Below are 25,954 nucleotides of genomic sequence, written 5' to 3'. Positions count from 1 at the left end.
TCCTGCGGCGCTCTGCCAGAGTAGCGCCCACTTATGCTGCCAGGCAGCACTCTTGCTGGAGGGAATATGGCAATCGGCTCCGCCAGATGGCTCGGATTGGGCTACTTCACTTACTTCTTCTGTTACGGCATCTATCTGCCATTCTGGGGCGTGTGGCTGAAAGGCACTGGTCTTGATGCTGAAAAGATTGGCCTGCTGCTCGGCTGTGGCATGGTGGCACGCTTTGTCGGCAGTCTGCTTATCGCTTCTCAGGTCAAAAATCCTTCACGGTTGATTACGGCGCTGCGTTTGCTGGCGCTGATGACCTGCCTGTTCGCTGCTGGTTTTTGGGTGGGTGAGCAGTGGATGTGGCTGCTGACGGTCATGATCGGCTTTAACCTCTTTTTCTCACCGTTGGTCCCGCTCAGCGATGCGCTGGCTGCTACCTGGACACAGCAGATTGGGCTGGCGTACGGGCCGGTCAGGCTGTGGGGATCGCTGGCCTTTGTGATCAGCTCGGCATTAACCGGCGTGCTGGTCAGTGCTTACTCTTCAAACGCCATTTTGCTGCTGCTTTCCGTCGGCGTCATCTCTATGCTGGCAGGTATGATGCTGACACCCGCCTCCCAGCCACAGGGTAATGAACGGCAGGGCGCGGCGGGCGGCGGCTGGCAGGTGTGGCGTGCATTGCTGCGTGAGAATGCAGTATGGCGATTTATGCTCTGCGTGACGCTGCTGCAGGGTGCGCACGCCGCCTATTACGGCTTCAGTGCTATCTGGTGGCAGGAGAGTGGCTATTCCGCCTCCACGGTGGGTTATCTCTGGTCGCTGGGCGTGGTGGCCGAGATCGTCGTGTTTGCCCTGAGCAACCGGTTGTTCAGGCGCTGGAGCGCACGCGATCTGCTGCTGCTTTCGGGCATTTGTGCGTTGATCCGCTGGAGTCTGATGGGGGCCACTACCGCGCTGCCGTTGCTGATTGTGGCGCAAATTCTTCACTGTGGCAGCTTCACCGTCTGTCATCTGGCGGCGATGCGCTTTATCGCGGCGCGTCAGGGAGCGGAAGTGATCCGTCTGCAGTCACTCTATTCCGCGCTGGCAATGGGGGGTGGCATTGCGATAATGACCATGATCTGCGGCGTGCTGTTCGCTCATCTGCAGGGGCATCTGTTCTGGGTGATGGCGCTGGTGGCACTGCCCGCGCTGTTTCTGCGTCCCGGCTACGACTCCAGTAAATAACGAATTCGCTGCTGATGGTGCAGCGTTAGCGGCAGTTCCGCATGCACCAGTGGCGGAGAGAAGAGCGGGAGCGAGGTAGGGTAGGGCGAAATGATGATGTCCACATCCCGCGGCGCGCCATCCCGCTGAAACTGTTTCACGTCCTGATAGGTAATATTGATCGGCAGCAGCGTGATCTCCCTGATCTGCTGCTCCACATCCTGCTCCAGATCGGTATCGTCACCCGTCAGAATCAGCACCTGCTTCTCCTGCAACGCATTCTCCTGCATCAGCCAGGCACCAAAAATAACGGTGATTAAGCTCACCTCTTCCGGGCTGAACGCAATCCCGTATTGCTGCTCAAACGCCTGTAGCGCCTGCTGAGTGGTGCGCAACAGGCGGGGATAAAGGCGGCTGACATCCAGCGCCACGCTGTTGTCGATGCCGATAGTGAAGTGGGTACGATCCAGCGCCTGTGCCAGATGAGGATAGAGCTGGTTAAGCAGCTCGTCGCGATCAGCAAAAGTGATGTCGGCACACCGTTCAAAGTCATTAATCAACTGCTGCGTGGCAGCCATTAACTGCTGCTCAGCAGGATGGGCAATCGCATCCACGACAGGCGTATGTATCTGGCTGAACAGCAGTGTCCAGAAGTCGGTTTCACTGACGGGCGGCGCAAGGTGGCAGCGTTTGCGCCAGTGGTGAATCACATCCTCGGCGGCCTGCCGCTCAGCCTTCTGCTGCAGCCAGTGACACTGCGCCTCACTGAACAGCACCGGCTGGCGCTGGCACAAGCCATACTTCATGAAAATCTGCAGAAAGAGCCGGTCGCGTTCGCTGAAATCGCGCTTCAGACGCAGGCTACAGTGCTGGATCAGCGCCTGTAAATTGGTCTCATCCCAGAGCGCTTTCTCAATCTTCATTACCTTCAGGCGCTGACGCAGGGGAGCGGCAAAATGCTCGCAGACGAAATCCTGCGATAAACGCAAACTGCGTCGCAGGTTGTGCAGCAGACAGAGGCGCCGATCCAACTCTCTGCCATGAAGACGAAAGCTGCCATCCACCATCTGATGCAATTCCAGCTGGTGATATCGCTGTATCTCAAGGCCCACATCCGCGATATCCTGTCGGGCAACCGCAGGATCGACGCCATTCAGCTGGCAGACTTTTTCAAGCGTAAGCACGGGTGTCGGCAGAAACAGCAGTAATAAAAGATGGCACTGACGCTGTGAGCGGGTGAAGAGTGGTGCCAAAGGGGTAGCAGAACTCATCAATCAGATTTCCAGCAGGCTATTTTGAGCTAAGAATAGTCAACCCCGTCAGCGCCTGCGCGGTTTACGCGGTTTATTTGCCGGAGGTTTAAGGCGGGTCACAAAATTTTGTTACTTATAGATTCTTTTCATCGGGAACGTTACTTTATAACATTATGAAACGCACACTCTTTGCCCTGTTGATGGTATTAAGTCCGGCTGTAATGGCACATCCTCACAGCTTCATCGATATGAAAACCGAACTGGTGGCGCAGGATGACACCTTTACCGGATTAAAGATGACCTGGACCATGGATGAGATTACCTCCGCCGATCTGCTTTATGACGCGGGCGAGGCGAAGCCAGGCAGCGTGGTGTGGAAGAAACTGGCGGCAGGCGTGATGGCGAACGTGCTGGGCCAGCACTATTTTTCTGAAATCTGGCACAACCAACAGCGGGTAAAGTTTTTGAATCTGCCAACCGAATACAATCTGTCACGTAACGGCCATAAAGCGGTGCTGGAATTTATTCTGCCGCTGGCGGAACCCCCGAAGCTGACCGGGCAGCGCTTTGAGATCCTGACTTTTGATCCCACCTATTTCGTCGATATGTTCTATGACAATCCCGGTGCGCTAACGCTGCCGCCGGCGCTGCAGGCGCGCTGCAAGTTCGCGCTGAATACGCCAAAGCCCAATGATTCGCTGAAGCAGTATGCGCTGTCGCTGGATAAAGCCGACGCGCCTGCAGAGGAGATGGATTTAGGCCGCCAGTTTGCGCAGACGGTGGTACTGACATGTCAGTGATCTCCACACCTTTACGGGCTTCCCGTCTCTGGCCACTGTGGCTGATGGCGGGCGTGCTCTTTAGTGGCGCGTTGCTGGTCTGGCTCTACTGGTCGCAGATTCTGCTGCAGAGCGTGTTGTGGCAGAAAGATCTGCATCGTCAGATGACTCAGCTGTTACAACAGGTTGCAGAGCAACCCCACCAGGCAGGCATTTCGCTGGTGATCTTCAGCCTGATGTATGGCGTACTGCACGCGCTGGGGCCGGGCCATGGCAAAGTGGTGATCGCGACCTTTCTGGCGACCCATCCCACCAGAGTGAAAACCAGTATCAGGCTGACGTTACTCGCCTCACTGCTACAGGGCTCGGTGGCGATTATCCTGGTAACAGTGATGCTGGTGCTGCTGAAAACCTCGTCGCGCCAGCTGCATCTCAGTAGTTTCTGGCTGGAGAAGGGCAGTTATCTGCTGGTGATCGGGCTGGGCGTGATGATTGGTTATCGGGCGCTGCGTTCGCTGTGGCGGGCATTGCGTCCACGTCCGGCACCGGTATTTCGCGCCTTCAAACCTCACCATCAGCATGATGATCAGTGTGGATGCGGCCACGCGCATCTACCGACACCGCAGCAGATGAGCGGCAACCTTAGCGTTAAAACCCAACTGCTGGTGGTGGTGTCGATGGGATTACGTCCCTGCTCTGGCGCGATTATGATGCTGCTGTTTGCCAAAGTGATTGGCGTCTATGGCTGGGGTATTCTCTCTGCTGCGGTGATGGCGCTGGGCACGGCACTGACCATTTCGGCGATTGGCCTGCTGGTCCAGCAGGCCCGCACCGTGGCGCAACGGCTTGCACAGCCTGGCGTTGCCGCAGGCATGACGCGACTGCTGCTCCCCGCGCTGGCCTTAGCCGGCAGCCTGATTTTAATCGTGGCGGGTATCGCATTATGGCAGTCAGCGCAGATGACGTTGGGTGGCGGAATTCGACCTTTCTGAGTAAAAGCACAGCGGGAATAAAATTTCCGCTGTGATCCTTTCTTCGTTAATTATCTCTGAATTCATCTCTTTATTTTTTTCTCTGGGTAGTTTAGTGGTGAAATGACTATTCCCTGTCTACGCTGATAATATCAAAACGGCATTCCGCCGTCGGGATGATAAAAGATCAAGACCGCTTTCTGTTTATTGCGAGGAGTATATTTCATGGCTGATACCCGTATTAATAACGGCTACACCGAAACGCTGGCGACCGGGCCTGCTGGATTGCCGTTAAAACGTATTTCCTGGAGCGCCGTATTTGCCGGTGTCATTTGTGCGTTAATCGTTCACATCATTCTGACGCTGCTGGGAACCGCCATTGGTGCCACCACCATTGATCCGATGAAAGAACAGAATCCACTCGACGGCCTGGGCACTGGCGCGCTGGTCTGGACTGCTATTGAAATGCTGGTCGCGATGGCAGCAGGTAGTTATGTTGCAGGCCGACTGGCTCAGCGCGAAGGCGCACTGCACGGGTTACTGATGTTTGGCCTTAGTACAATTTTCACTATTTACCTGGCTATTGCGCTGGCGACCAGTGTATTAGGCGGCGCGATGAATATTGTGGGCTCAGGCTTCCAGGCGCTGGGTAGTGGTATTTCCGCCGCTGCGCCATCCGTTACCCAAATGGCAAAAGATAAACTGCAGGAGAGTAATATTAATTTAGATAACCTGCAGAACGAACTGGAAACGACTTTACGTCAGACCGGTAAACCAGAATTACAGCCAGAGAACTTAAAGCAGGATGCAAATAACGAAGCGCAGAATGCTGAGAACCAGGCTGACAACACCGCAAACCATCCACAGACAGCGGATACTGACCTGGCTAACTGGTTAAAAGGGGTGATGGATCGTCATTCAGATACCCTGCAGGCAGCCGATCGTGACGCGCTGAAAAATATTATCAAAGCGCGCACCGGCAAAAGCGATCAGGAAGTGGATCAGATCGTGGCCAAAACTGAACAGAGCTATCAGCAGGCCGTTCAGAAGTATCAGGAACTGAAACAGCAGGCTGAACAGAAAGCGCGTGAAGCCGGTGAAAAAGCCGCTGCCGCAACTGCGAAAGCAAGCTGGTATGCCCTGATTCTGCTGATCATCGAAGCCGTGCTGGCAGGCGTGATGGGCATGGTAGGTCGTCGTACTCAGCCTCGTCAGGTGCTGTCACACGAACGTCGTTAATCATCACTGAGTAACAGGCAATAAAAAAGGCGGCTGAGAAGCCGCCTTTTTCTTTACTGTACCTTAGCACCAGAACTTAACGTTTTAACGCTTCGCTCAGCTCATCACGCATGTTCGACAGCATCGATTTCACCACACGTGGGTTGCCCGCGACCAGATTACCTGACAGCAGATAACCGTGGTTGCCGGTGAAGTCGGTCACCAGACCGCCCGCTTCACGGACCAGCAGTTCACCTGCCGCAAAATCCCACGGCTTCAGGCCAATCTCAAAATAGCCATCTACGCGACCGGCAGCCACATAGGCCAGATCCAGCGCAGCAGAACCGGTGCGGCGGAAGTCAGCACACTGGGTAAAGAGTTTGGTCATGATATTCATGTAAGCCGGCGCGTGCTGCTTCATTTTGAACGGGAAGCCGGTCGCCAGAACGGTGCCATCCAGATCGCGTGCCGTGCTGCCACGCAGACGATAGCCATTCAGCTGAGCGCCCTGACCGCGTGAAGAGGTGAAGAGTTCATTGCGCATTGGATCGTAAACGACGGCGACTTCAGTGCGGCCTTTAATGCGCACAGCGATAGAAACAGCAAAGTGGGGTAAACGTTTGATGAAGTTTGAGGTGCCATCCAGCGGATCGATAACCCATTGAACATCCTGATCTTCGCCCGCCAGTTCACCGCTTTCTTCGGTGATGATGGTATGTTTTGGGTAAGATTTACGAATAATTTCGATAATCAGGCGTTCTGCTTCGCGGTCAACATTCGTTACGAAGTCGTTGCTGCCTTTCTGGCTGGCTTCGACGGCGTCCGGGGTTTCATAATATTTGGCAATTAAATTTCCGGCCTTGCGCGCTGCGCGCACGGCAATGTTGAGCATTGGATGCATCGGTATCTCTCGCTGGATGTTAAAGAACGGGGAAAACGGCGCGGAGTATAGCAGCGTGTTCGGTAAATGTCCTGCTTTATGTTAATATTCTCTCTACTGATTTTACTGACCCGTTTCTGAGTATCCCTAATCATGTTGCAAAATATTCGTATCGTGCTGGTCGAGACTTCTCACACCGGTAACATGGGCTCCGTTGCGCGCGCCATGAAAACCATGGGCTTAACCAACCTCTATCTGGTTAACCCGCTGGTCAAGCCTGACTCACAGGCTATCTCACTCGCGGCCGGTGCCAGCGACGTTATCGGCGATGCAAAAATTGTCGACTCGCTGGATGAGGCCATTGCCGGATGCAGTCTGGTGGTCGGCACCAGCGCACGTTCCCGCTCGCTGCCGTGGCCGATGCTGGATGCGCGCGAATGCGGCGTGAAAAGCGTGGAAGAGGGCCAGCAGGCACCGGTGGCGCTGGTATTTGGACGTGAACGTGTCGGCCTGACCAATGACGAGTTGCAGAAGTGCCACTATCATGTCGCGATTCAGGCAAACCCGGAATACAGCTCGCTGAACCTGGCGATGGCCGTACAGATTATCGCCTATGAAGTGCGTATGGCATGGTTACAGGCGCAGGAGCAGGCCAGCCCGCCGCCGCAGTATGAAGAGTCACCTTATCCACTGGTGGATGACCTGGAGCGCTTCTATCAGCATATGGAACAGATGATGCTGAACAGCGGCTTTATCCGTGAAGCCACTCCTGGCCAGGTGATGAGCAAACTGCGCCGTCTTTACACCCGCGCCCGCCCGGAACGCGATGAGCTGAACATCCTGCGCGGCATGCTTTCGTCGTTTGAAAAGCGAAAAAATGATAAAAAAGAAGCAGATAATAGTTGAGTAAATTACCAGGTTAAATACCTGACTAATTTACCAGGTTAAATAGTTGACCAATTTACTCGGGAATGGCAGACTTCAGAGCATCTGTTGCTAATCCTCCGATAACCGGACGCTATTGAGGTCGTACGCTATGAGACTGACATCCAAAGGACGTTATGCCGTTACTGCAATGCTGGACGTTGCCCTTCACTCCCATGAAGGCCCGGTCCCGCTGGCTGATATTTCAGAGCGTCAGGGCATTTCGCTCTCCTATCTGGAGCAGTTATTCTCCCGATTGCGTAAAAATGAGCTGGTGTCCAGCGTACGTGGTCCGGGCGGCGGTTATCTGTTGGGTAAAGCGTCTAATACCATCTCTGTCGGTGAAGTGATCACCGCCGTTGATGAGTCTGTTGATGCCACCAAATGTCAGGGCAAAGAAGGCTGCCAGGGCGGCGAGCGTTGCCTGACTCACGTGCTGTGGCGCGATCTGAGCGTGCGCATCAGTGACTTCCTGAACAATATTACACTGGCTGAGCTGGTGAATAATCAGGAGATCCTGGATGTAGCCGATCGTCAGAATGCGATTGATAATCGTCGCTTCCAGAGTCCGCGCACGCAGGAAATTAACGTCAATCAACGCGCCTCGTAATCCCCGCTGTTGCGGCCCTTACTGCTAACGCGGTCAGGGCCGAATCTGCTATAAAGACGTATGATTTTTTATACGGAGCTGTAGCGCAATGAAATTACCGATTTACCTGGATTACGCCGCCACCACGCCGGCCGATCCGCGTGTGGCCAGCAAAATGATGCAGTTTCTGACGCTGGATGGCACGTTCGGTAATCCGGCCTCGCGATCGCACCGTTTTGGCTGGCAGTCTGAAGAAGCGGTTGATGTTGCGCGTAATCAGATCGCCGAACTGGTCAATGCCGATCCGCGTGAAATCATCTTTACCTCAGGCGCCACTGAATCCGATAACCTCGCGATTAAAGGCGCAGCTCACGCCCATCAGGCGCGCGGCAAACATATCATCACCAGCCAGACAGAACACAAAGCGGTGCTTGATAGCTGCCAGCAGCTTGAGCGCGAAGGCTTTGCTGTCACTTATCTCACCCCGGCGGCTAACGGCATTATTTCGCCTGACCAGCTGCGTGCGGCGCTGCGCGACGACACGATTTTAGTCACCCTGATGCACGTTAATAATGAAACCGGGGTGATTCAGGATATCGCCGCCTTTGGCGAACTCTGCCGCGAACGTGAGATTCTGTTTCATGTGGATGCGACCCAGAGCGTCGGCAAGCTGCCGATTGATCTCAGCCAGTTACCGGTTGATTTGATGTCCTTTTCTGCCCACAAACTCTATGGCCCGAAAGGCATCGGCGCACTCTATGTCCGGCGCAAACCGCGTGTGCAGATTGCTGCGCAGATCCACGGCGGCGGACATGAGCGCGGTATGCGATCCGGGACATTGCCGGTGCATCAGATTGTCGGCATGGGCGAGGCGTATCGTATCGCAGCAGAAGCGCGCGAAACCGAGATGGCGCGGCTGCAGACTCTGCGCGATCGCCTGTGGCAGGGCATCAGCACACTGCCAGACGTCACCCTCAATGGCGATCTGCATCAGAGCGCACCGAACATTCTTAACCTCAGTTTTGCTGACGTTGAGGGTGAATCACTGATCATGGCGCTGAAAGATCTGGCGCTCTCTTCCGGCTCGGCCTGCACCTCCGCCAGCCTGGAGCCTTCCTATGTATTGCGGGCGCTGGGCCTGAGTGAAGAGCTGGCGCACAGTTCGCTGCGCTTCTCGCTGGGACGCTTCACAACCGAGGAAGAGATCGACTACGCCATTGCCCTGGTGCAGAAATCAGTGACCCGTCTGCGGGCCTTAATGAAATCCTGATACCCGGTCATAGTCCGGAAATTGCGCCTATATTTGCACTTCGCTGGCAACACCTGACGGAATCTGTTATCAGGTCTCTCTGCGAATTATATTTAACATCTTATTAAAGCCGTTATAACAATCAGGCTGGATGAAACAGATAACGATTATGGAGCTTTTCGATGACCACACAACCCATGAATATTACGCTTAGCAGCCAGCCCGCCGATGCGCGCTGGGGCGAAAAAGCGATTCTCAGCAGCAACGACAGCGGCATGACACTGCATCTGACCGGCGCGGATGCGCTGAATAGCATTCAGCGTGCGGCGCATAAAATCGACAGCCAGGGGATCCGCCATGTGGCGCTGACCGGCGAAGGCTGGCACCTTGAGCAGTGCTGGGCATTCTGGCAGGGCTTCCGTGGTCCGAAAGGCCAGCGTCAGGTTGAGTGGCCGGCGCTGGGCGAACATGAGCAGGCGGAGTTTGATCGCCGTCTGAAAATTATCGACTGGGTTCGCAACGTTATTAACCTGCCTGCGGAAGATCTTGGGCCAGAACAGCTGGCACACAATGCAGTCGATCTGATCAGTGAAGTGGGCGGCAGCGCCGTCAGCTATCGCATCACCAAAGGCGACGATCTGCGGGTACAGGGGTATATGGGCCTGCACACCGTTGGACGCGGTTCAAATCGTCCGCCGGTATTTCTGGCGCTCGATTACAACCCGACTGGCGACGACGATGCCCCGGTCTACGCCTGTCTGGTCGGTAAAGGCATCACCTTTGATACCGGTGGCTACAGCCTGAAGCAGAGCAGCTTCATGGACTCAATGAAATCTGACATGGGCGGGGCGGCGACCGTCACCGGCGCGCTGGCCATGGCAATTTCGCGCGGTCTTAACAAGCGCGTCAAACTTTACCTCTGCTGTGCCGATAACATGGTCAGCAGCAACGCCTTTAAACTGGGCGACATCATTCGCTATCGCAACGGTAAATCGGTGGAAGTGATGAACACCGATGCAGAAGGGCGTCTGGTCCTGGCCGACGGTTTAATCGACGCCAGCGAGCAGAACCCGACGATGATCATCGATGCTGCCACGCTGACCGGTGCGGCTAAGACGGCGCTGGGTAACGATTACCATGCGCTGTTTACCTTTGATGATGTGATGGCACAGTCGCTGATGGGCAGCGCGGTGAGTGAGAACGAACCTTTCTGGCGTCTGCCGCTGGCCGAATTCCATCGCAGCCATCTGCCGTCTAACTTCGCCGATCTCAATAACATCGCCAGCCCGTCACATGCGGCGGGTGCCAGCAGCGCGGCAGCGTTCCTGTCACACTTCGTCAGTAACTATCAGCAGGGCTGGCTGCATATCGACTGCTCCGCGACCTATCGCAAAGGCGCAGTTGACCAGTGGGCGGCGGGTGCAACAGGTCTTGGCGTGCGTACCCTCGCCAATCTGTTACTGAAATAAGCCGATCTCAGCGGTGGCTGATGCCGCCGCTGTTCAGAGGAAAACTATGAACCGTCTTGAAGAGGTGCTGAAGCTGGCGGCCACTGAGCCAGCTCACAGGCCCGAATTTTTTCAGCTGCTGCTGGAATCTGATGCGTGGGTGCCAGGTGAAAGCACCACGCAACAGCTGGATGCCAGCACGCCCGTTGATCTGCAGCACTGGGAAAAAGAGGATGGCAGCAGCATCATTCCTTTTTTCACGTCAGAAGAGGCGATGAGTGAAGCGGTGAGCGGTGAGCAGTCCTGGCTGCGTCTGCCGGTACGGACGCTGTTTGAGATTACGCGCGGCGAGACGCTGTTTCTCAATCCCAAACTGCCTTCCGGTAAAGAGTTTACTGCGGCCGAGATCACCCATCTGCTGGCTGAAGAGGGCAGTGCGCTAAGCCAGCAAACCGTGCTGGAAGGCGGACAGTCACTCTTGCTGTCTGAGGTGGCTGAACCCCCTGCGCAGATGATCGACTCACTGACTCAGCTCTTCACTAAGCATAAGCAGGTGCGTCGCGCGTTTATCGCCAGTATCCGTGAGCGGGCTGACGAAGCGCCCAATCTGCTGATTGGCATTGAAGCGGACAGCAACATTGAGACGATCATTCAGGCGGCGGGCAGCGTGGCAACCGATACGCTGCCGGACGATGCGCCGGTTGATATCTGTGAGGTGACGCTGAACGATCGCGGCATCAGCCACTTTTTTACCGCCCATATCACGCCATTCTACGAGCGTCGCTGGGGCAGTTTCCTGCGCGACTTCAAGGGCAGTGAACGGATTATCTGAGACAACAAAATAAACAGGCGGCTCACGGGCCGCCTGTTTTTTATTTCGCGATAGGTAAGTCGTCGCGACTGCCCCATTCGCCCCAGGATCCGTCATACAGCGTGACATCCCGTGCGCCCAGCGCCGTCAGCGCCAGAATCACCACCACCGCCGTCACGCCTGAGCCACAGCTGGCGACCACCGGTTGGGTAATATCGACGCCTGCGTCGGCAAACAGCGTCTGAAGTTCCGCCTCCGGCTTGAGTTTTCCCTGTTCAACCAGGCTGTTCCACGGCACGTTCAGGCTGTTGGGAATATGGCCACGATGCAATCCGGGACGCGGCTCATCTACTTCGGCGTTAAAGCGATTGGCAGGACGCGCATCAATAATTTGTGCGCCACCTTCATGGCTGATCAGCAGTACGTCCGTCAGGCGTTTCACCCGGCTTTCATCCGCGTGGGCCTCAAACTCACCTTCCGGCAGATTTACGTCGCCGGTTGCCAGCGCAAAACCGGCTTCTTTCCAGCCCTGCAAGCCCCCGGCCAGAATCGACACCTGAGCCACACCAAAGGTTTTCAGCATCCACCAGGCGCGTGGGGCAGAAAAGAGATTACCTTCGTCATACACCACCAGGTGCTTATCACTGCTGACACCCAGTTCACGCATCGCGACGGCAAAACTTTCGGCGCGGGGCAGCATATGGGGGTAAGGGCTGGTGTGATCGGAAAGCGCTTCAATATCGAAGTAAGGGGCGTCGGGTAAATGACCCGCCAGATATTCGGCCAGGACATCGCGGACCGCTTCCATCCCGGGTGGCAACAAACGTGCATCCAGCACCTGAAGCCGCTCATCGTTGTAGTGCTCTTGTAACCAGTCGGCGGACACAAACAGTGGCGTCGTCATAACAACCTCATATCAGCAATCTGTCATACCAGTGTCAGGGAATGTGCGCACCATCTCAAGAGAAGCGTTGATTAAATGCGAGCATTGATATGAAATTGCGCGGCGTCATCAAACGACACTCCCTGCGTCCCGGTGAAGGAACTACCATGAAGAAACGCAATACCCGGCTGCTGCTCAGCATGCTGATCGGTGGCTCGCTGCTGTCAGCGACCCTGTTACCTGTTTTGCCTCTCCAGGCGGCAGAAGCACCCGCAACCGCCCAGGTCAGCAAACCGCTGACAATTATCGATCTCTCGGAACTGCAGATCGATGGTGCCGCTGCGCTGGTCTTAACCTTCAGTCAGCCGCTGGATGATAAACAGGATATCGCGCAAAAAGTCAGGCTGACCGACGATAAACAGGGCCGGGTGGATGGCGGCTGGGAGCTTTCTGCTAACCGCAAAACGTTGCGCTTCCGCCATCCCGAGCCGTCGCGTCACTTCACCGTCGCGGTGGATGCGGGACTGCGCGCAGCCAGCGGTGAGACGCTTGCCGCCGATTACAGCCAGAAAATCGCCACCCGTGATATCCAGCCGATGGTGGGCTTTGCCAGTCGCGGTTCACTGCTGCCGCTGCGTATCACCCAGGGACTGCCGGTGCTGGCGCTGAATGTTGACCAGGTCGATGTCGATTTCTTTCGGATAAAGAATGCCGGCCTGGCGGAATTTCTCTCGCAGTGGAATTACGGCAACAACCTCTCAAGCTGGCAGTCGCAGGAGCTGCTGAAAAGCAGCCAGCTGGTCTATAGCGGACGCTTCGAGCTCAACCCGGCGCGTAACACGCGTGAAAAACTGCAGCTGCCGATGCGTGACATTACCGCACTTCAGCAGCCGGGTGTCTATCTGGCGGTGATGAAGCAGGCCGGTACTTATCGCTACAGCCAGCCCGCCACGCTTTTCACCCTGAGCGATATTGGCCTGTCACTGCATCGCTTCCCGACCCGGTTTGAACTGTTCGCCCAGAGTCTGGCAGACGGTCAGCCACTTTCCGGAGTCAGCGTCAGGTTACTGGATGATAAGGGGCAGGTGCTGCAAAGCGGCACCAGTGACAGCACCGGTCATCTGAGCCTCAAGGCGGATGAAAAAGGCAAGCTCCTGCTGGCAATTCAGGGAGAGCAGACCTCAATGATCGACCTGGCGCGTCCGGCGCTGGATCTCGCTGAATTCCCGGTCGCCGGGCCGCAGGGCTACGACAAACAGCTGTTTGTTTTTGGTCCACGCGATATCTATCGTCCTGGCGAAACGGTCATCGTGAATGCGCTGCTTCGCGATGCCGACGGACACCCGTTGCCTGCGCAGCCGATCAAAGCAGAGCTGGTGCAGCCGGATGGCCAGGTGATGCGGACTTTTGTCTGGCAGCCTGAAGCAGGATTCTACCAGCAGCGACTGGCGCTGCCCGCGTCGGCCATGACCGGCGACTGGCTGCTGCGGCTCAATACCGGCGATAACCTTAAGCGCGAGTGGAAGTTTCACGTCGAAGATTTTCTGCCGGAGCGTATGGCGTTAACCCTGAAAAACGACCCTCAGCCACAGGCCGCTGATGCCAGTGTTGAGTTCGGTATTGAGGGGCGCTATCTCTATGGCGCCCCAGCATCAGGTAACACGCTACAGGGTCAACTCTATCTGCGACCAGCACGCGAGGCGGTGACAGCACTGCCAGGCTACCAGTTTGGTGACATTACCGAAGAGGGGTTAAAGCGCACGCTGGATGAGGTGGATCTCAAGCTCGACGCCAGCGGTAAAGCACAACTCACGGTAGAGAATCAGTGGGATCAGCTTCACTCCCCGCTCAATCTGATCCTGCAGGCCAGCCTGCTGGAGACCGGCGGCCGGCCGGTCACCCGTCGTGCCACCCAGGCCATCTGGCCCGCTGAAGCGCTGCCAGGTATCCGGCCGCTGTTTGGTAACAAGGCGGTTTATGACTACCGCAGTGACAGCTATCACGATGAGCCGACCGTGCCGGAACAGAGCCTGGCCGAATTCGACATTGTCTATGCCAACAGTCAGGGCAAAAAACTGGCGGCAGAGAAGCTGGATGTTCGCCTGATCCGTGAACGCCATGATTACTACTGGAGCTTCTCTGACAGCGAAGGCTGGCAGTCGCAGTATAGCGACAAGGATCTGCAGGAAGATGAACGCGTCATCTCTGTCCCGGCTGATGGCAGCACCAAAGTCAGCTTCCCGGTCGAGTGGGGCCACTACCGGCTCGAAGTGCAGGCGGGCGAGAAGATCGTCAGCAGCGTGCGGTTCCAGTCCGGTTATGACTGGCAGGATAATACCAACGGCACGGGTGCATTGCGCCCGGATCAGGTCAGACTGAAGCTGGACAAAGCCGCTTATCAGCCGGGCGATACCGTGCATCTGCAGGTTGAGTCACCGGCGGCCGGTAAAGGTTACCTGATGGTGGAGTCGAGCAGTGGCACGCTCTGGTGGCAGCCACTGACCGTACCTGAGGGCGGTACAACGGTGGATGTCCCTGTTGCTGAGAGCTGGCAGCGTCACGATCTCTACTTCAGCGCCATCGTGGTGCGTGACGGCGATAAGGTCAGTGGCGCAACGCCAAAACGCGCGGTAGGGCTGTTGCATCTGCCGATGGCGACGGAGGCGCGCCGCTTAAATCTGACGCTGGATGCGCCCGATAAAATCCGTCCTGAGCAACTTCTGACGGTTAAAGTTCACGCCAGTCGTGACGGCGGTCCGCTGCCAGAAAAAGTGAATGTGCTGCTGTCAGCGGTGGACAGCGGCGTACTGAGCGTGACGGATTATAAAACGCCCGATCCGTGGCAGGCTTTCTTTGGCCGTAAACGCTACAACGTCGATCAGTACGACGTCTTTGGTCAACTGATCGAAGGCGGTGGCCGGCTCGCGGCGCTGCGTTTTGGTGGTGATGGCGAGGATGAATCGATGACGCGCGGCGGCAAAAAGCCGGTGACGCACGTCAATATCGTGGCGCAGCAGTTACAGGCGGTGACGCTGGATAAACAGGGCAACGGGTCGATTACGCTGCCGATCCCGGCCTTTAACGGTGAACTGCGGCTGATGACCCAGGCCTGGAGCGATGACAGCTTCGGCGCGGCCGAACGCAAACTGGTTGTTGCGGCGCCGCTGATCAGCGAACTGGCCACCCCACGCTTTCTTGCCAGCGGCGATACAGCCTCACTGGCGCTGGATCTCACTAACCTGACCGATCTGCCGCAAACCCTGAAGGTGGATCTGAGCAGCAGTGGCTTAGTGGCTCTGGCCGGGGCTGCCAGCCAGAGCGTGACGCTGGCCAAAGGCGCACGTACCACACTTCAGATTCCGGTCACGGCGAAAACCGGCTTTGGTGATGGCGAGGTCGCCGTGCAGATTTCCGGTCTGAACCTGCCGGGCGAGCAGGTGAAGCCCGGCAAACAGCAGTGGAAAATCGGCGTCAGGCCACCTTATCCGGCCCGGACGCTGAATTTCGATGCCGTCATCAATCCCGATCAGCCCTGGCAGGTCGCGGCAGCCGCGTTTACCGGGCTGGATGCTCAGACCCTGAGTGGACAGCTGACGCTGAGCAATCGTCCGCCGCTCAATATCGCCAGCTATATCAGTGCGCTTTATGCCTATCCCTACGGCTGTCTGGAACAGACCACCAGCGGCCTCTGGCCGTCGCTCTACACCAGCCATGCTGAGCTGACCGCGATGGGGATAAAAACCAGCAGTGATGAGGCGCGCCGGGCCGCCGTTGACACCGGCATTGCCCGTCTGGCGGGCATGCAGCGGGCCAACGGTAGCTTTGGGCTGTGGGACAAACAGAGTGAGGAGGCGTTCTGGCTGACCCCTTACGTGACCGATTTCCTGCTTCGCGCCAGCGAGGCGGGCTATGCGCTACCGGATAACGTAGTTGAGCGCGCTAACGCACGGCTGCTGCGCTATCTGCAGGATCCCGCGCAGATCAGCGGCGGCGGCAGTGATAACAACGCCGCGCTGCAGTTCAGCGTGCAGGCTTACGCCGGACTGGTGCTGGCACGTCAGCAACGTGCGCCGCTGGGTGCGCTGCGCGCCTTGTATGAAAAGCGTGAAAAGGCCCGCTCCGGCCTGGCGCTGATGCAGCTTGGCGTGGCGCTGAAGCTGATGGGTGATGGGCAGCGTGCATCGCTTGCGATCATGCAGGGTGCCAGTCTGACGCGCTCAGATAAAGAGTGGTATGGCGACTATGGCAGCACGGTGCGCGATCAGGGGATGATGATAGCCCTGTTAGCAGAGAATAAGCTGCAGCCTGATTTGCAGAATAGTCTGCTGCTGTCGCTGTCAAAAGAGGTCAACGGCAAGCGCTGGTTCTCGACTCAGGAGAATAACGCGCTCTATTTAGCGGCGCATACGCTGCAGCGTTCGCAGGGCGGAAGCTGGCAGGCGCAGCTGTCGGGCAATGCACAGCCTCTGCAGGGTGATGCGCCACTGAATAAAGGGCTGGGGGCTGATGGACTGTTGCAAGGCTTAGCCATCAGTAATCCGGGCAGTGCGCCGCTGTATGGTCGTCTGGATGTCACCGGTTATCCGCTGGCCGCGCCACAGCCGGAGAGCAATGTGCTCGGGATAAAACGTGAATACTTTACGCTGGATGGCAAAGCCGCCGATCTCAGCAATCTGCGCAGTGGCGAGTTGCTGGTGGTGCGTCTGACCGTTTCGTCGACGCGCAGCATCACCGATGCGCTGGTGGTAGATCTGCTGCCTGCCGGTCTGGAACTGGAAAACCAGAACCTGGCAGACAGCAGCGCCAGCCTCGGCGACAGTGCGGATGCGCTGAAGGAGAGCATGGGCGACATGCAGCAGGCTGACATCAGACACATTGAGTTCCGTGACGATCGCTTTGTGGCGGCACTGGCGGTGGATACTTATCGTCCCGCGACGCTGGTCTACCTGGCGCGGGCGGTCACACCGGGTCGCTATCTGATGCCACCACCGCAGGTCGAGTCGATGTATGTGCCGGAGTGGCGCGCCACCGGCAGCACGCCGTCGCAGCTGCATATTCAGTAAGTGACGCGACGCGTGGTAAACGTCAGCAGCATCAAAAAGTGGTGGCTCGCGCTGCCGCTTTTTTTTCTGGCGCTGTGGCTGGCGACATGGGGGCTGGATCGGCTTTTCCCGCTGCCGCTTAAACAGGTGCAGCCTGCGCGGGTGATTGTTGCCAGCGACGGTACACCATTATGGCGCTTTGCTGACAGCAAGGGGATCTGGCGCTATCCGGTCACGCCAGAGGAGGTGGCTCCGGCCTATCTGCAGGCGCTGCTGACCTACGAAGATCGCTGGTTCTGGTATCACCCCGGCATCAATCCCCTGGCGCTGCTGCGCGCCGCCTGGCAGGATTTGCGCCATCAGAGCGTGATTTCCGGCGGCAGCACGCTGACCATGCAGGTGGCACGCCTTATCGACCCGCAACCCCGGACGCTGCGCGGCAAGATGATTCAGGCGTGGCGGGCGCTGCAGCTGGAGTGGCATCTTTCCAAACGTGACATCCTGACGCTCTATCTTAACCGTGCGCCCTTTGGCGGCACGCTGGAAGGGGTGGGCGCGGCAAGCTGGAGCTGGCTGGGAAAAGCCCCGTCACAGCTGACGCCGGGCGAGGCGGCGCTGCTGGCGGTTTTGCCGCAGGCACCCAGCCGTCTGCGGCCCGATCGCTGGCCGGAGCGGGCAGAAGCCGCACGCAACAAAGTGCTGGATCGGCTGGCGGAATACCGCATCTGGTCCCCTGAACAGGTGGCGGAAATCCGTCAGGAACCAGTGTGGCTGCCGCCGCGCCAGATGCCACAGATGGCGCCGCTGCTGGCCCGGCGGCTGCTGTCGATCAGCCACAGCGATAAGATTGTCTCTACGCTTGACCCCTCCCTGCAGCGCGAAATGGAAAGCCTGGCGCTGAATGTTAAAAATCAGCTTCCTCCACGCACCTCGCTGGCGATGCTGGTGGTGGATCACACCACCATGGCGGTTCGCGGCTACGTCGGCTCGGCTGACTTTACCGATGACAGCCGTTTTGGCCATGTAGATATGATCGCCAGCGTGCGTTCGCCAGGCTCGGTGTTAAAACCCTTTATTTACGGCATGGCGCTGGATGAGGGGCTGATTCATGCCGAATCACTGCTGCAGGATGTGCCGCGTCGCTTTGGTGATTACCGGCCAGGCAACTTCGATACCGGCTTTCACGGGCCGGTCAGCGCCAGTGACGCGCTGGTGCGGTCGCTGAATCTGCCTGCTGTGCAGCTTCTGGAGGCGCTGGGACCGAAAAACGTCGCAGCGCGCCTGCGCAATGTCGGTCTCAACTTACGATTCCCCCCCGGCGCTGAACCTAATCTTTCCCTGATTCTCGGCGGCACCGGAGCGCGCATGGATGAGATCGTGGCAGCCTACAGCGCCTTTGCCCGCCACGGTAACGCCGGCCAGCTGCGCTGGATGCCCGATCAACCCTTACAGCAGCGGCCGCTGCTTTCACCTGAGTCGGCGTGGATCATCCGGCGTATCCTGGCCGGGGAAGCGCAGCCCGCGGGCAATGGCAGCGTACCCGATGTGGTGCCACTGGCCTGGAAAACCGGCACCAGCTATGGCTACCGCGACGCCTGGTCGGTGGGTATCAATCCCCGTTATCTGATTGGCGTCTGGGTCGGAAGACCGGATGCCACGCCGGTTGCCGGGCAGTTTGGTTTTGCCTCTGCCGTGCCCGTCATGAATCAGATCAACAGCCTGCTGATGAGTCGCCTCGGCAGACGTGACGTTCCGGGCGATCCGCGCCCGGCCTCGGTGACGGTGGCGAGCATTTGCTGGCCTGGCGGTCAGCCGTTGCCCGCCGGAGACGAAAACTGTCGCCAGCGGCGGCAAAGCTGGGTCGCCGCCGACACGCTGCCGCCGACACTGCTGGCTCCCGGCCAGGAGAGCCTCAGTGGATTACGTCAGGGCTACTGGCAGAATGCGCAGGGACTGCGCGTCGCAGCTGATTGCCCCGGTGCCACCCGCCATGAACGGCTGGTCTGGCCGCTGCCGCTGGAAGCCTGGCTGCCGCCACAGGAGCGGCGGGCGCAACGCCTGCCTCCTGTTGATGCCCGGTGTCCGCCATTACAGCAGGGCAGCAGCGCGCCGCTAATCGTTACCGGCGTGATTGAGGGGCAAATCGTCAGACCGCTGCCGGGCAGGAGCACGCTGACGATGCCGGTCGCGGTGCAGGGAGGACAGGGCGCACAGCGCTGGTGGTTCCTGAATGGTGAGCCTCTGATGACGCAGAACGCCGCAGACAGCCTGTCGCTGCAGCTCGATCATCCGGGCGAGTATCAGCTGGTGGTGATGGATGAAGAGGGGCAACTTGTCTCGGTCACTTTCAGCCGGGGGTGACGCTTTTCTGGGCTAAATCATAAAGGTGGCGCGTCTGCTTCGACTCAGATCAAGAATTTTCAATAAATTAGGGATCTCTGATAGGCAATGCCGGACTCAGCCCCTATAATCGGCGCCGTTTCTTAACCGGGGCGGACGCCACCGGTTTCTTCAGAACGTCAAGACAGAGGTCATCATGGCAATCGAACGTACTTTTTCTATCATCAAGCCAAACGCCGTCGCTAAAAATGTGATTGGTGCTATCTACAGCCGTTTTGAAAGCGCTGGCTTCAAAATCGTTGGCGCAAAAATGCTGCAGCTGAGCAAAGAGCAGGCTGAAGGTTTTTACGCTGAGCACCAGGGCAAGCCATTCTTCGATGGTCTGGTTGAATTCATGACCTCTGGCCCGGTTGTTGTTTCCGTGCTGGAAGGTGAAAATGCGGTTCAGCGTCACCGTGACCTGATGGGTGCAACTAACCCGGCAAACGCACTGGCTGGCACACTGCGTGCTGACTACGCTGACAGCTTCACCGAAAACGCCACGCACGGTTCAGATTCTGCTGAATCCGCTGCCCGCGAAATCGCTTATTTCTTTGGCGAAAACGAAATCTGCCCACGTACCCGTTAATCGCCTGGCGATAAACGTTACAGCGGCTTTACAAAAATCTGCGTAGGGGAGGTCACTCCCGCCTGTTATCAGGCTGCAGATGTTGTACAATATTGCGCCTTCATTGATTCAGCTTAATGAAGGCGCAATTTTTTATCTATCCCTGAACAGCGCCATAACGTGTAACAACGAGGCCAGAGAATATTATGTCCGAACAGATTATGACGTCCGCGTCAGCATCCCCCATTGTCGTCTCCCCCAAAAGCCAGAAAATAAACCTGCTGGACCTCAACCGTCAGCAGATGCGCGAATTCTTCCTGTCGCTGGGCGAAAAGCCTTTCCGCGCCGATCAGGTCATGAAGTGGATTTATCACTACTGCTGCGATGACTTCGAGCAGATGACCGACATCAACAAAAAGCTGCGTAACCGGCTGATGGAGCTGACGGAGATCCGCGCGCCAGAAGTGGCAGAAGAGATGCGCTCTACCGACGGCACCATCAAATGGGCCATTCGCGTGGGCGACCAGCTGGTGGAAACGGTCTATATCCCGGAAGGAGACCGTGCCACGCTCTGTGTCTCTTCACAGGTGGGTTGTGCGCTGGAGTGTAAATTCTGTTCGACCGCACAGCAGGGCTTTAACCGTAACCTGCGGGTGTCAGAAATTATTGGTCAGGTGTGGCGTGCGGCGAAAATTGTCGGCGCAGCGAAAATCACCGGCCAGCGTCCTATTACCAACGTGGTGATGATGGGCATGGGCGAGCCGCTGCTCAACCTTAATAACGTGGTCCCGGCGATGGAGATCATGCTGGACGACTTCGGTTTTGGTCTGTCGAAGCGTCGCGTAACCCTCTCCACCTCGGGTGTGGTGCCTGCGCTGGACAAACTGGGTGATATGATTGACGTCGCGCTGGCGATTTCCCTGCATGCAGCGAATGACAAGCTGCGTGATGACATCGTGCCGATCAACAAAAAGTACAATATCGAAACTTTTCTGGCAGCGGTGAAACGCTATATTAGCAAATCCAACGCCAACCAGGGACGCGTGACCATTGAGTACGTGTTGCTGGATCACGTCAATGACAGCACAGATGATGCGCATGAACTTGCCGCACTACTGAAAGAAACACCGTGTAAAATCAACCTGATCCCGTGGAACCCCTTCCCGGGCGCGCCTTATGGCCGTAGCTCAAACAGCCGCATCGATCGTTTCTCCAAGGTCCTGATGGACTACGGTTTTACCACCATCGTGCGTAAAACCCGTGGCGACGATATTGATGCCGCCTGCGGTCAGTTAGCCGGCGAAGTCATCGACCGCACCAAGCGGACAATGCGCATCAAAATGGCGGGTGAAGCCATATCTGTGAAGCCTCTCTAGAAGGCTGACACAGAGCGTTTCCTGAAGCGATGACGCGTGGCAGGCTGCAGCCTGTCAACGTCAACCGGATGGAAACGATTATGCGTAACGGATTACCTGCTGTTTTACTGGCGCTGTTTGTTGTAAGCGGGTGTGTCAGCCAGCATCACGAACCCGGAGCAGAAGAGGTGCGTCTGCAATTAGGGATGCACTATCTGGCGGGTGGCGACTATGCCGCGGCTGAGCGAAACTTTCTGCGGGCACAGGCCGCCGCGCCAGAGGATTACCGGGTCTCGCTTGCGCTGGCACGACTGGCGCAGAAGCAGGGTAATCAGACAGCGGCGCAGGCCCGGTTTATACTGGCACAGCAGCAGGCCCCGGATAATGGTTTTGTTGCTAACAATTACGGTGCGTTTCTCTGCGCTTTAAGGCAGTATGGCGAAGCGCATCAACAGTTTAGTCGGGCACGCGCAGCACCGCAGTTTGATGCACGCAATGACGCGCTTGAACTGGCAGGGTTTTGTTATCTGCAGGCTGGCGATACTGCCGCTTCCCGCAGGACGCTACGCCAGGCCATTGAGGCTGACAGACGCAAAGCTGATTCGCTGCTGTCGGAAGCTGAAAAGCAGATGGCAGATAACCATCTGGCGAAGGTGCAGATTTTGCTAGATGTTTACCAGCAACAGCTGCCTGAAACGGCACGAAGTCTGGCGTTACACTTACGTTTCGCCGCGCTACAGGGAAATGCCGTTGACGTTTCACGTTATGGCGACCAGTTAGCGCGACGTTTTCCGCAATCGATACAGTACCAGCGTTATTTAGCTAATGAATACTGAAGCCACTCAAGAAAACTCTGCATTACATTCCACAGGTGAACGCCTGCGTCTGGCTCGTGAGCAGATGGGGCTGACGCAGCAGAACGTCGCTGAACGCCTGTGCCTGAAACTTTCTACCGTGCGTGATATCGAGGAAGACAAATCGCCTGCCGATCTGGCCTCCACGTTCCTGCGCGGATACATTCGCTCTTACGCGCGTCTGGTGCACATTCCTGAAGAGGAACTGCTGCCGATGATGGCGAAACAGACACCGATTCGGGCTTCAAAGATCGAGCCGATGCAAAGTTTCTCACTGGGCAAACGCCGCAAGAAACGCGACGGCTGGTTGATGATTTTCACCTGGCTGGTGGTGTTTGTGGTGGTGGGTCTGACCGGTGCATGGTGGTGGCAGAATCATAAAGCGTCGCAGGATGATCTGGTGCCGATGACCGATCAGAACAGCAGCAGCGGTGATAGCGGCCAGTCGATTCCGCTGGGTGAATCCAGCGGTGACAGCGCGGCACCTGCCGCGCCTGACGAAAGCAATACCACCAGTGACAACAGCGCAGCCAGTGCGCCAGCGAGTGCGGCTCCGGCCGCCAGCGCCAGCAATAGCGCGATCACCGCACAGCCAGATACCACCAGCAATGCCGTGGTTTCGCCGAGCCAGGCGCCCGTAGACAACTCAGCGGCTGCACCTGCGGCCACGAATACCAATACCAGCACGGCACCTCAGATGCCAGTAGGTGCAGCGGCGGTCAGTGAACCGGCTGCTGACCCTAATGCGGTGGTGATGACCTTTAACGCCGACTGCTGGCTGGAAGTGAGCGATGCCACCGGCAAAAAACTGTTCAGCGGCATTCAGCGCAGTGGTGGTAAACTCAGCCTCGCAGGAACGCCTCCGTATCGTCTGAAAATTGGCGCGCCTTCCGCTGTTCAGGTGCAATATCAGAATCAGCCCGTTGATTTAAGTCGTTTTATCCGTAATAACCAGGTTGCTCGCCTGACGTTGGGTGCGCAATAACAGCGTATCGCGTACCGGGCAATTGTGGAGAAGAAATATGCATAACGAAGCACCCATTATCCGTCGTAAATCCAAACGCATTTACGTCGGCAAGGTGCCGGTCGGTGACGGCGCACCCATCGCTGTCCAGTCGATGACCAACACCCGCACCACTGACGTGGAGGCGACGGTAAATCAGATCAAAGCCCTTGAGCGAGTCGGTGTCGACATCGTTCGTATCTCGGTGCCTACCATGGATGCCGCAGAAGCATTCAGACTGATCAAACAGCAGGTAAACGTCCCGCTGGTTGCAGATATTCATTTTGACTACCGCATCGCCCTGAAAGTCGCCGAGTATGGCGTCGACTGCCTGCGCATCAATCCCGGTAATATCGGGAACAATGAGCGCATCCGTATGGTGGTCGACTGCGCACGCGACAACAATATTCCGATTCGAATTGGCGTAAACGCCGGTTCGCTGGAAAAAGATCTGCAGGAAAAGTATGGCGAGCCGACGCCGCAGGCGTTGCTGGAATCTGCTATGCGCCATGTCGATCATCTCGACCGTCTTAACTTCGATCAATTCAAAGTCAGCGTCAAAGCCTCTGACGTCTTTCTCGCGGTTGAATCTTATCGTCTGCTGGCGAAACAGATTGAACAGCCACTGCATCTCGGTATCACCGAAGCGGGCGGCGCGCGGGCAGGCGCAGTGAAATCGGCAATTGGACTGGGTCTGCTGCTGTCAGAAGGGATCGGCGATACGCTGCGTATCTCGCTGGCCGCCGATCCGATTGAAGAAGTTAAAGTCGGTTTCGATATCCTGAAGTCACTGCGCATCCGTTCTCGTGGCATCAACTTCATCGCCTGTCCGACCTGCTCACGTCAGGAGTTCGACGTTATCGGCACGGTCAACGCGCTGGAGCAGCGTCTGGAAGACCTGATCACCCCGATGGATGTCTCCATTATCGGCTGCGTGGTCAACGGACCCGGCGAGGCGACCCTCTCTACGCTGGGCGTAACCGGCGGCAGCAAGAAGAGTGGTTTCTACGAGGATGGTGTGCGTCAGCGCGATCGCCTCGACAACAATGACATGATCGATCAGCTGGAAGCGCGTATCCGTGCTAAAGCGTCGATGCTGGATGCCAGTCGCCGTATTGATGTGCAGCATCTGGAAAAATAATGGCGTACGCGGTCTGCGTGCGTGACTTTTTTGACTGAACCTGTGCGGTTTCATCCTCATAAGGTATGATGCCGGACAGGTTTTTTTGCATTAAGAGATTCTAACGTGGCGAAGAATATTCAGGCGATTCGCGGGATGAACGACTACCTGCCTGCGGATACCGCCCTCTGGCAACGGATTGAAGGCGTTCTCAAGCAGACGCTGGCGAGCTACGGTTACAGCGAAATTCGCTTACCGCTGGTGGAGCAAACCCCACTGTTTAAACGCGCCATCGGTGAAGTCACCGACGTGGTTGAAAAAGAGATGTATACCTTCGAAGACCGCAACGGTGAAAGCCTGACGCTGCGTCCGGAAGGCACGGCAGGGTGCGTGCGGGCCGGTATTGAACACGGTTTACTCTACAACCAGGAGCAGCGCCTGTGGTATATGGGCCCGATGTTCCGCTATGAGCGTCCGCAGAAAGGCCGCTATCGTCAGTTCTACCAGATTGGCGTGGAAGTGTTTGGTCTGCAGGGGCCGGACATCGATGCTGAACTGATCATGCTGAACGCCCGCTGGTGGAAAGCTCTGGGTATCTCTGAGCACGTTCGTCTGGAACTCAACTCTATCGGTTCGCTGGAAGCACGCGCGCATTATCGCGACGCGCTGGTCGCCTTCCTTGAACAGCACAAAGAGGCGCTGGATGAGAATTGCAAACGCCGCATGTACACCAATCCGATGCGCGTTCTCGACACTAAAAATCCCGATATTCAGCAGTTACTGAATGATGCGCCACAGCTTGGCGAGTATCTGGATGACGAATCACGCGAACATTTCAGCGGCCTGTGTGCTTTGCTGGATGACGCCGGGATCCGCTACACCGTCAATCAGCGTCTGGTGCGCGGTCTTGATTATTACAATCGCACCGTGATTGAGTGGGTCACCGATAGCCTGGGTTCACAGGGCACGGTATGTGGTGGCGGTCGCTATGATGGCCTGGTTGAGCAGCTCGGTGGCCGCGCAACACCTGGCGTTGGCTTTGCCATGGGCATGGAGCGTCTGGTGCTGCTGGTTCAGGCGGTTAATCCTGAATTTGAACCGACGAGCAATGTGGATGTCTATGTTATCGCTTCAGGTCAGGGCGTGCAGTCTGCAGCAATGCAGCTGGCTGAGAAATTGCGTGATGAAGCGCCAGAACTGAGGCTGATGACCAACTTTGGTGGCGGCAACTTCAAGAAACAGTTTGCCCGTGCTGACAAGTGGGGCGCTCGCGTCGCACTGGTGTTAGGCGAGGACGAGGTCAAAGCCGGTCAGGTCGTGATTAAAGATCTGCGCCGTGGCGAGCAGCAAACGCTGGATCAGGCAGAGGCTGCTGCTGTCTTACGCTCGCTGTTACAGTAAGCGTGACACAGCACCAACCATAGAAAGGAGAGG

The 25,954-nt window shown here is 57.0% G+C and carries 20 protein-coding genes; 17 read left to right on the top strand and 3 right to left on the bottom strand.

From position 1 onward, the window contains the following. Positions 1 to 66 precede the first annotated feature (66 nt). Complete coding sequence (locus AC0T7J_RS06970) at positions 67 to 1,215, top strand: 3-phenylpropionate MFS transporter (RefSeq protein ID WP_473793056.1); 1,149 nt, start codon at positions 67 to 69, stop codon at positions 1,213 to 1,215. On the opposite strand, the gene csiE is transcribed toward AC0T7J_RS06970, so the two are convergent. Then, a complete protein-coding gene (gene csiE, locus AC0T7J_RS06965) occupies positions 1,197 to 2,465 on the bottom strand; it encodes a stationary phase inducible protein CsiE (RefSeq protein ID WP_031592496.1) in 1,269 nt (422 codons plus the stop codon). The two genes, AC0T7J_RS06970 and csiE, sit on opposite strands and share 19 nt — an antisense overlap. A gap of 155 nt (positions 2,466 to 2,620) precedes the next feature. Here csiE and AC0T7J_RS06960 point away from each other — a divergent pair, with 155 nt between their 5' ends. From AC0T7J_RS06960 to AC0T7J_RS06950, 3 genes are all read left to right on the top strand, one after another. After that, positions 2,621 to 3,247 carry a DUF1007 family protein gene (locus AC0T7J_RS06960; RefSeq protein WP_473793053.1) on the top strand — a complete coding sequence of 209 codons (627 nt, stop codon included), beginning with the start codon at positions 2,621 to 2,623 and terminating at the stop codon, positions 3,245 to 3,247. Beyond that, positions 3,238 to 4,218, top strand: coding sequence for a nickel/cobalt transporter (locus AC0T7J_RS06955; RefSeq protein ID WP_473793052.1), 981 nt, complete (start codon positions 3,238 to 3,240; stop codon positions 4,216 to 4,218). Before AC0T7J_RS06960 ends, AC0T7J_RS06955 begins: the two co-directional genes overlap by 10 nt. Before the next feature lie 204 nt (positions 4,219 to 4,422). Continuing rightward, complete coding sequence (locus AC0T7J_RS06950) at positions 4,423 to 5,436, top strand: TIGR04086 family membrane protein (protein ID WP_473793051.1); 1,014 nt, start codon at positions 4,423 to 4,425, stop codon at positions 5,434 to 5,436. A gap of 76 nt (positions 5,437 to 5,512) precedes the next feature. On the opposite strand, the gene suhB is transcribed toward AC0T7J_RS06950, so the two are convergent. After that, positions 5,513 to 6,316 (bottom strand): inositol-1-monophosphatase, encoded by an 804-nt coding sequence (gene suhB, locus AC0T7J_RS06945; RefSeq protein ID WP_008926709.1) that lies wholly within the window; start codon positions 6,314 to 6,316, stop codon positions 5,513 to 5,515. 132 nt (positions 6,317 to 6,448) lie between these two features. On the opposite strand from suhB, the gene trmJ reads away from it, so the two are divergent. The 5 genes from trmJ to sseB all read left to right on the top strand — a co-directional run bounded on the left by trmJ (position 6,449) and on the right by sseB (position 11,337). Further along, positions 6,449 to 7,201, top strand: a complete 753-nt coding sequence (trmJ, locus tag AC0T7J_RS06940) for a tRNA (cytosine(32)/uridine(32)-2'-O)-methyltransferase TrmJ (protein WP_473793049.1) — start codon at positions 6,449 to 6,451, stop codon at positions 7,199 to 7,201. A gap of 130 nt (positions 7,202 to 7,331) precedes the next feature. Further along, positions 7,332 to 7,829, top strand: coding sequence for a Fe-S cluster assembly transcriptional regulator IscR (gene iscR, locus AC0T7J_RS06935; RefSeq protein ID WP_010257591.1), 498 nt, complete (start codon positions 7,332 to 7,334; stop codon positions 7,827 to 7,829). An 88-nt stretch (positions 7,830 to 7,917) separates the two neighbouring features. After that, positions 7,918 to 9,078, top strand: a complete 1,161-nt coding sequence (locus AC0T7J_RS06930; RefSeq protein ID WP_473793047.1) for an IscS subfamily cysteine desulfurase — start codon at positions 7,918 to 7,920, stop codon at positions 9,076 to 9,078. Positions 9,079 to 9,239: 161 nt separating this feature from the next. Then, a complete protein-coding gene (gene pepB / locus AC0T7J_RS06925) occupies positions 9,240 to 10,526 on the top strand; it encodes an aminopeptidase PepB (RefSeq protein WP_039389617.1) in 1,287 nt (428 codons plus the stop codon). Between the two features lie 46 nt (positions 10,527 to 10,572). After that, on the top strand, positions 10,573 to 11,337 hold the full coding sequence (gene sseB, locus AC0T7J_RS06920; RefSeq protein WP_137230166.1) for an enhanced serine sensitivity protein SseB: 765 nt from the start codon (positions 10,573 to 10,575) through the stop codon (positions 11,335 to 11,337). A 40-nt stretch (positions 11,338 to 11,377) separates the two neighbouring features. Here sseB and sseA read toward each other — a convergent pair whose 3' ends face one another. Continuing rightward, positions 11,378 to 12,220 carry a 3-mercaptopyruvate sulfurtransferase gene (sseA, locus tag AC0T7J_RS06915; protein ID WP_473793044.1) on the bottom strand — a complete coding sequence of 281 codons (843 nt, stop codon included), beginning with the start codon at positions 12,218 to 12,220 and terminating at the stop codon, positions 11,378 to 11,380. 146 nt (positions 12,221 to 12,366) lie between these two features. Here sseA and AC0T7J_RS06910 point away from each other — a divergent pair, with 146 nt between their 5' ends. The 8 genes from AC0T7J_RS06910 (at position 12,367) to hisS (ending at position 25,921) form a co-directional block, all read left to right on the top strand. Continuing rightward, positions 12,367 to 17,262: an alpha-2-macroglobulin family protein gene (locus AC0T7J_RS06910; RefSeq protein ID WP_473793042.1), complete on the top strand. Its 4,896-nt coding sequence runs from the start codon at positions 12,367 to 12,369 to the stop codon at positions 17,260 to 17,262. Continuing rightward, on the top strand, positions 17,263 to 19,602 hold the full coding sequence (gene pbpC, locus AC0T7J_RS06905) for a peptidoglycan glycosyltransferase PbpC (RefSeq protein ID WP_473793040.1): 2,340 nt from the start codon (positions 17,263 to 17,265) through the stop codon (positions 19,600 to 19,602). 175 nt (positions 19,603 to 19,777) lie between these two features. Next, positions 19,778 to 20,209, top strand: coding sequence for a nucleoside-diphosphate kinase (gene ndk, locus AC0T7J_RS06900; protein ID WP_473793039.1), 432 nt, complete (start codon positions 19,778 to 19,780; stop codon positions 20,207 to 20,209). A 185-nt stretch (positions 20,210 to 20,394) separates the two neighbouring features. After that, complete coding sequence (gene rlmN, locus AC0T7J_RS06895) at positions 20,395 to 21,564, top strand: dual-specificity RNA methyltransferase RlmN (RefSeq protein ID WP_473793037.1); 1,170 nt, start codon at positions 20,395 to 20,397, stop codon at positions 21,562 to 21,564. Positions 21,565 to 21,644: 80 nt separating this feature from the next. After that, entirely contained in the window at positions 21,645 to 22,379 is a 735-nt protein-coding gene (gene pilW, locus AC0T7J_RS06890; protein WP_473793035.1) for a type IV pilus biogenesis/stability protein PilW, read from the top strand. Further along, positions 22,369 to 23,382: a cytoskeleton protein RodZ gene (rodZ, locus tag AC0T7J_RS06885; RefSeq protein WP_473793034.1), complete on the top strand. Its 1,014-nt coding sequence runs from the start codon at positions 22,369 to 22,371 to the stop codon at positions 23,380 to 23,382. Before pilW ends, rodZ begins: the two co-directional genes overlap by 11 nt. A gap of 37 nt (positions 23,383 to 23,419) precedes the next feature. Next, a complete protein-coding gene (gene ispG / locus AC0T7J_RS06880) occupies positions 23,420 to 24,541 on the top strand; it encodes a flavodoxin-dependent (E)-4-hydroxy-3-methylbut-2-enyl-diphosphate synthase (protein ID WP_473793032.1) in 1,122 nt (373 codons plus the stop codon). 105 nt (positions 24,542 to 24,646) lie between these two features. Next, on the top strand, positions 24,647 to 25,921 hold the full coding sequence (hisS, locus tag AC0T7J_RS06875) for a histidine--tRNA ligase (protein ID WP_473793031.1): 1,275 nt from the start codon (positions 24,647 to 24,649) through the stop codon (positions 25,919 to 25,921). The last annotated feature ends 33 nt before the right edge of the window (positions 25,922 to 25,954 follow it).

The sequence above is a fragment of the Pantoea sp. E956-1 genome (assembly GCF_982223955.1).
Note: the sequence above shows the minus strand (reverse complement) of the source record. Positions and strands in the feature narration are given on the sequence as shown.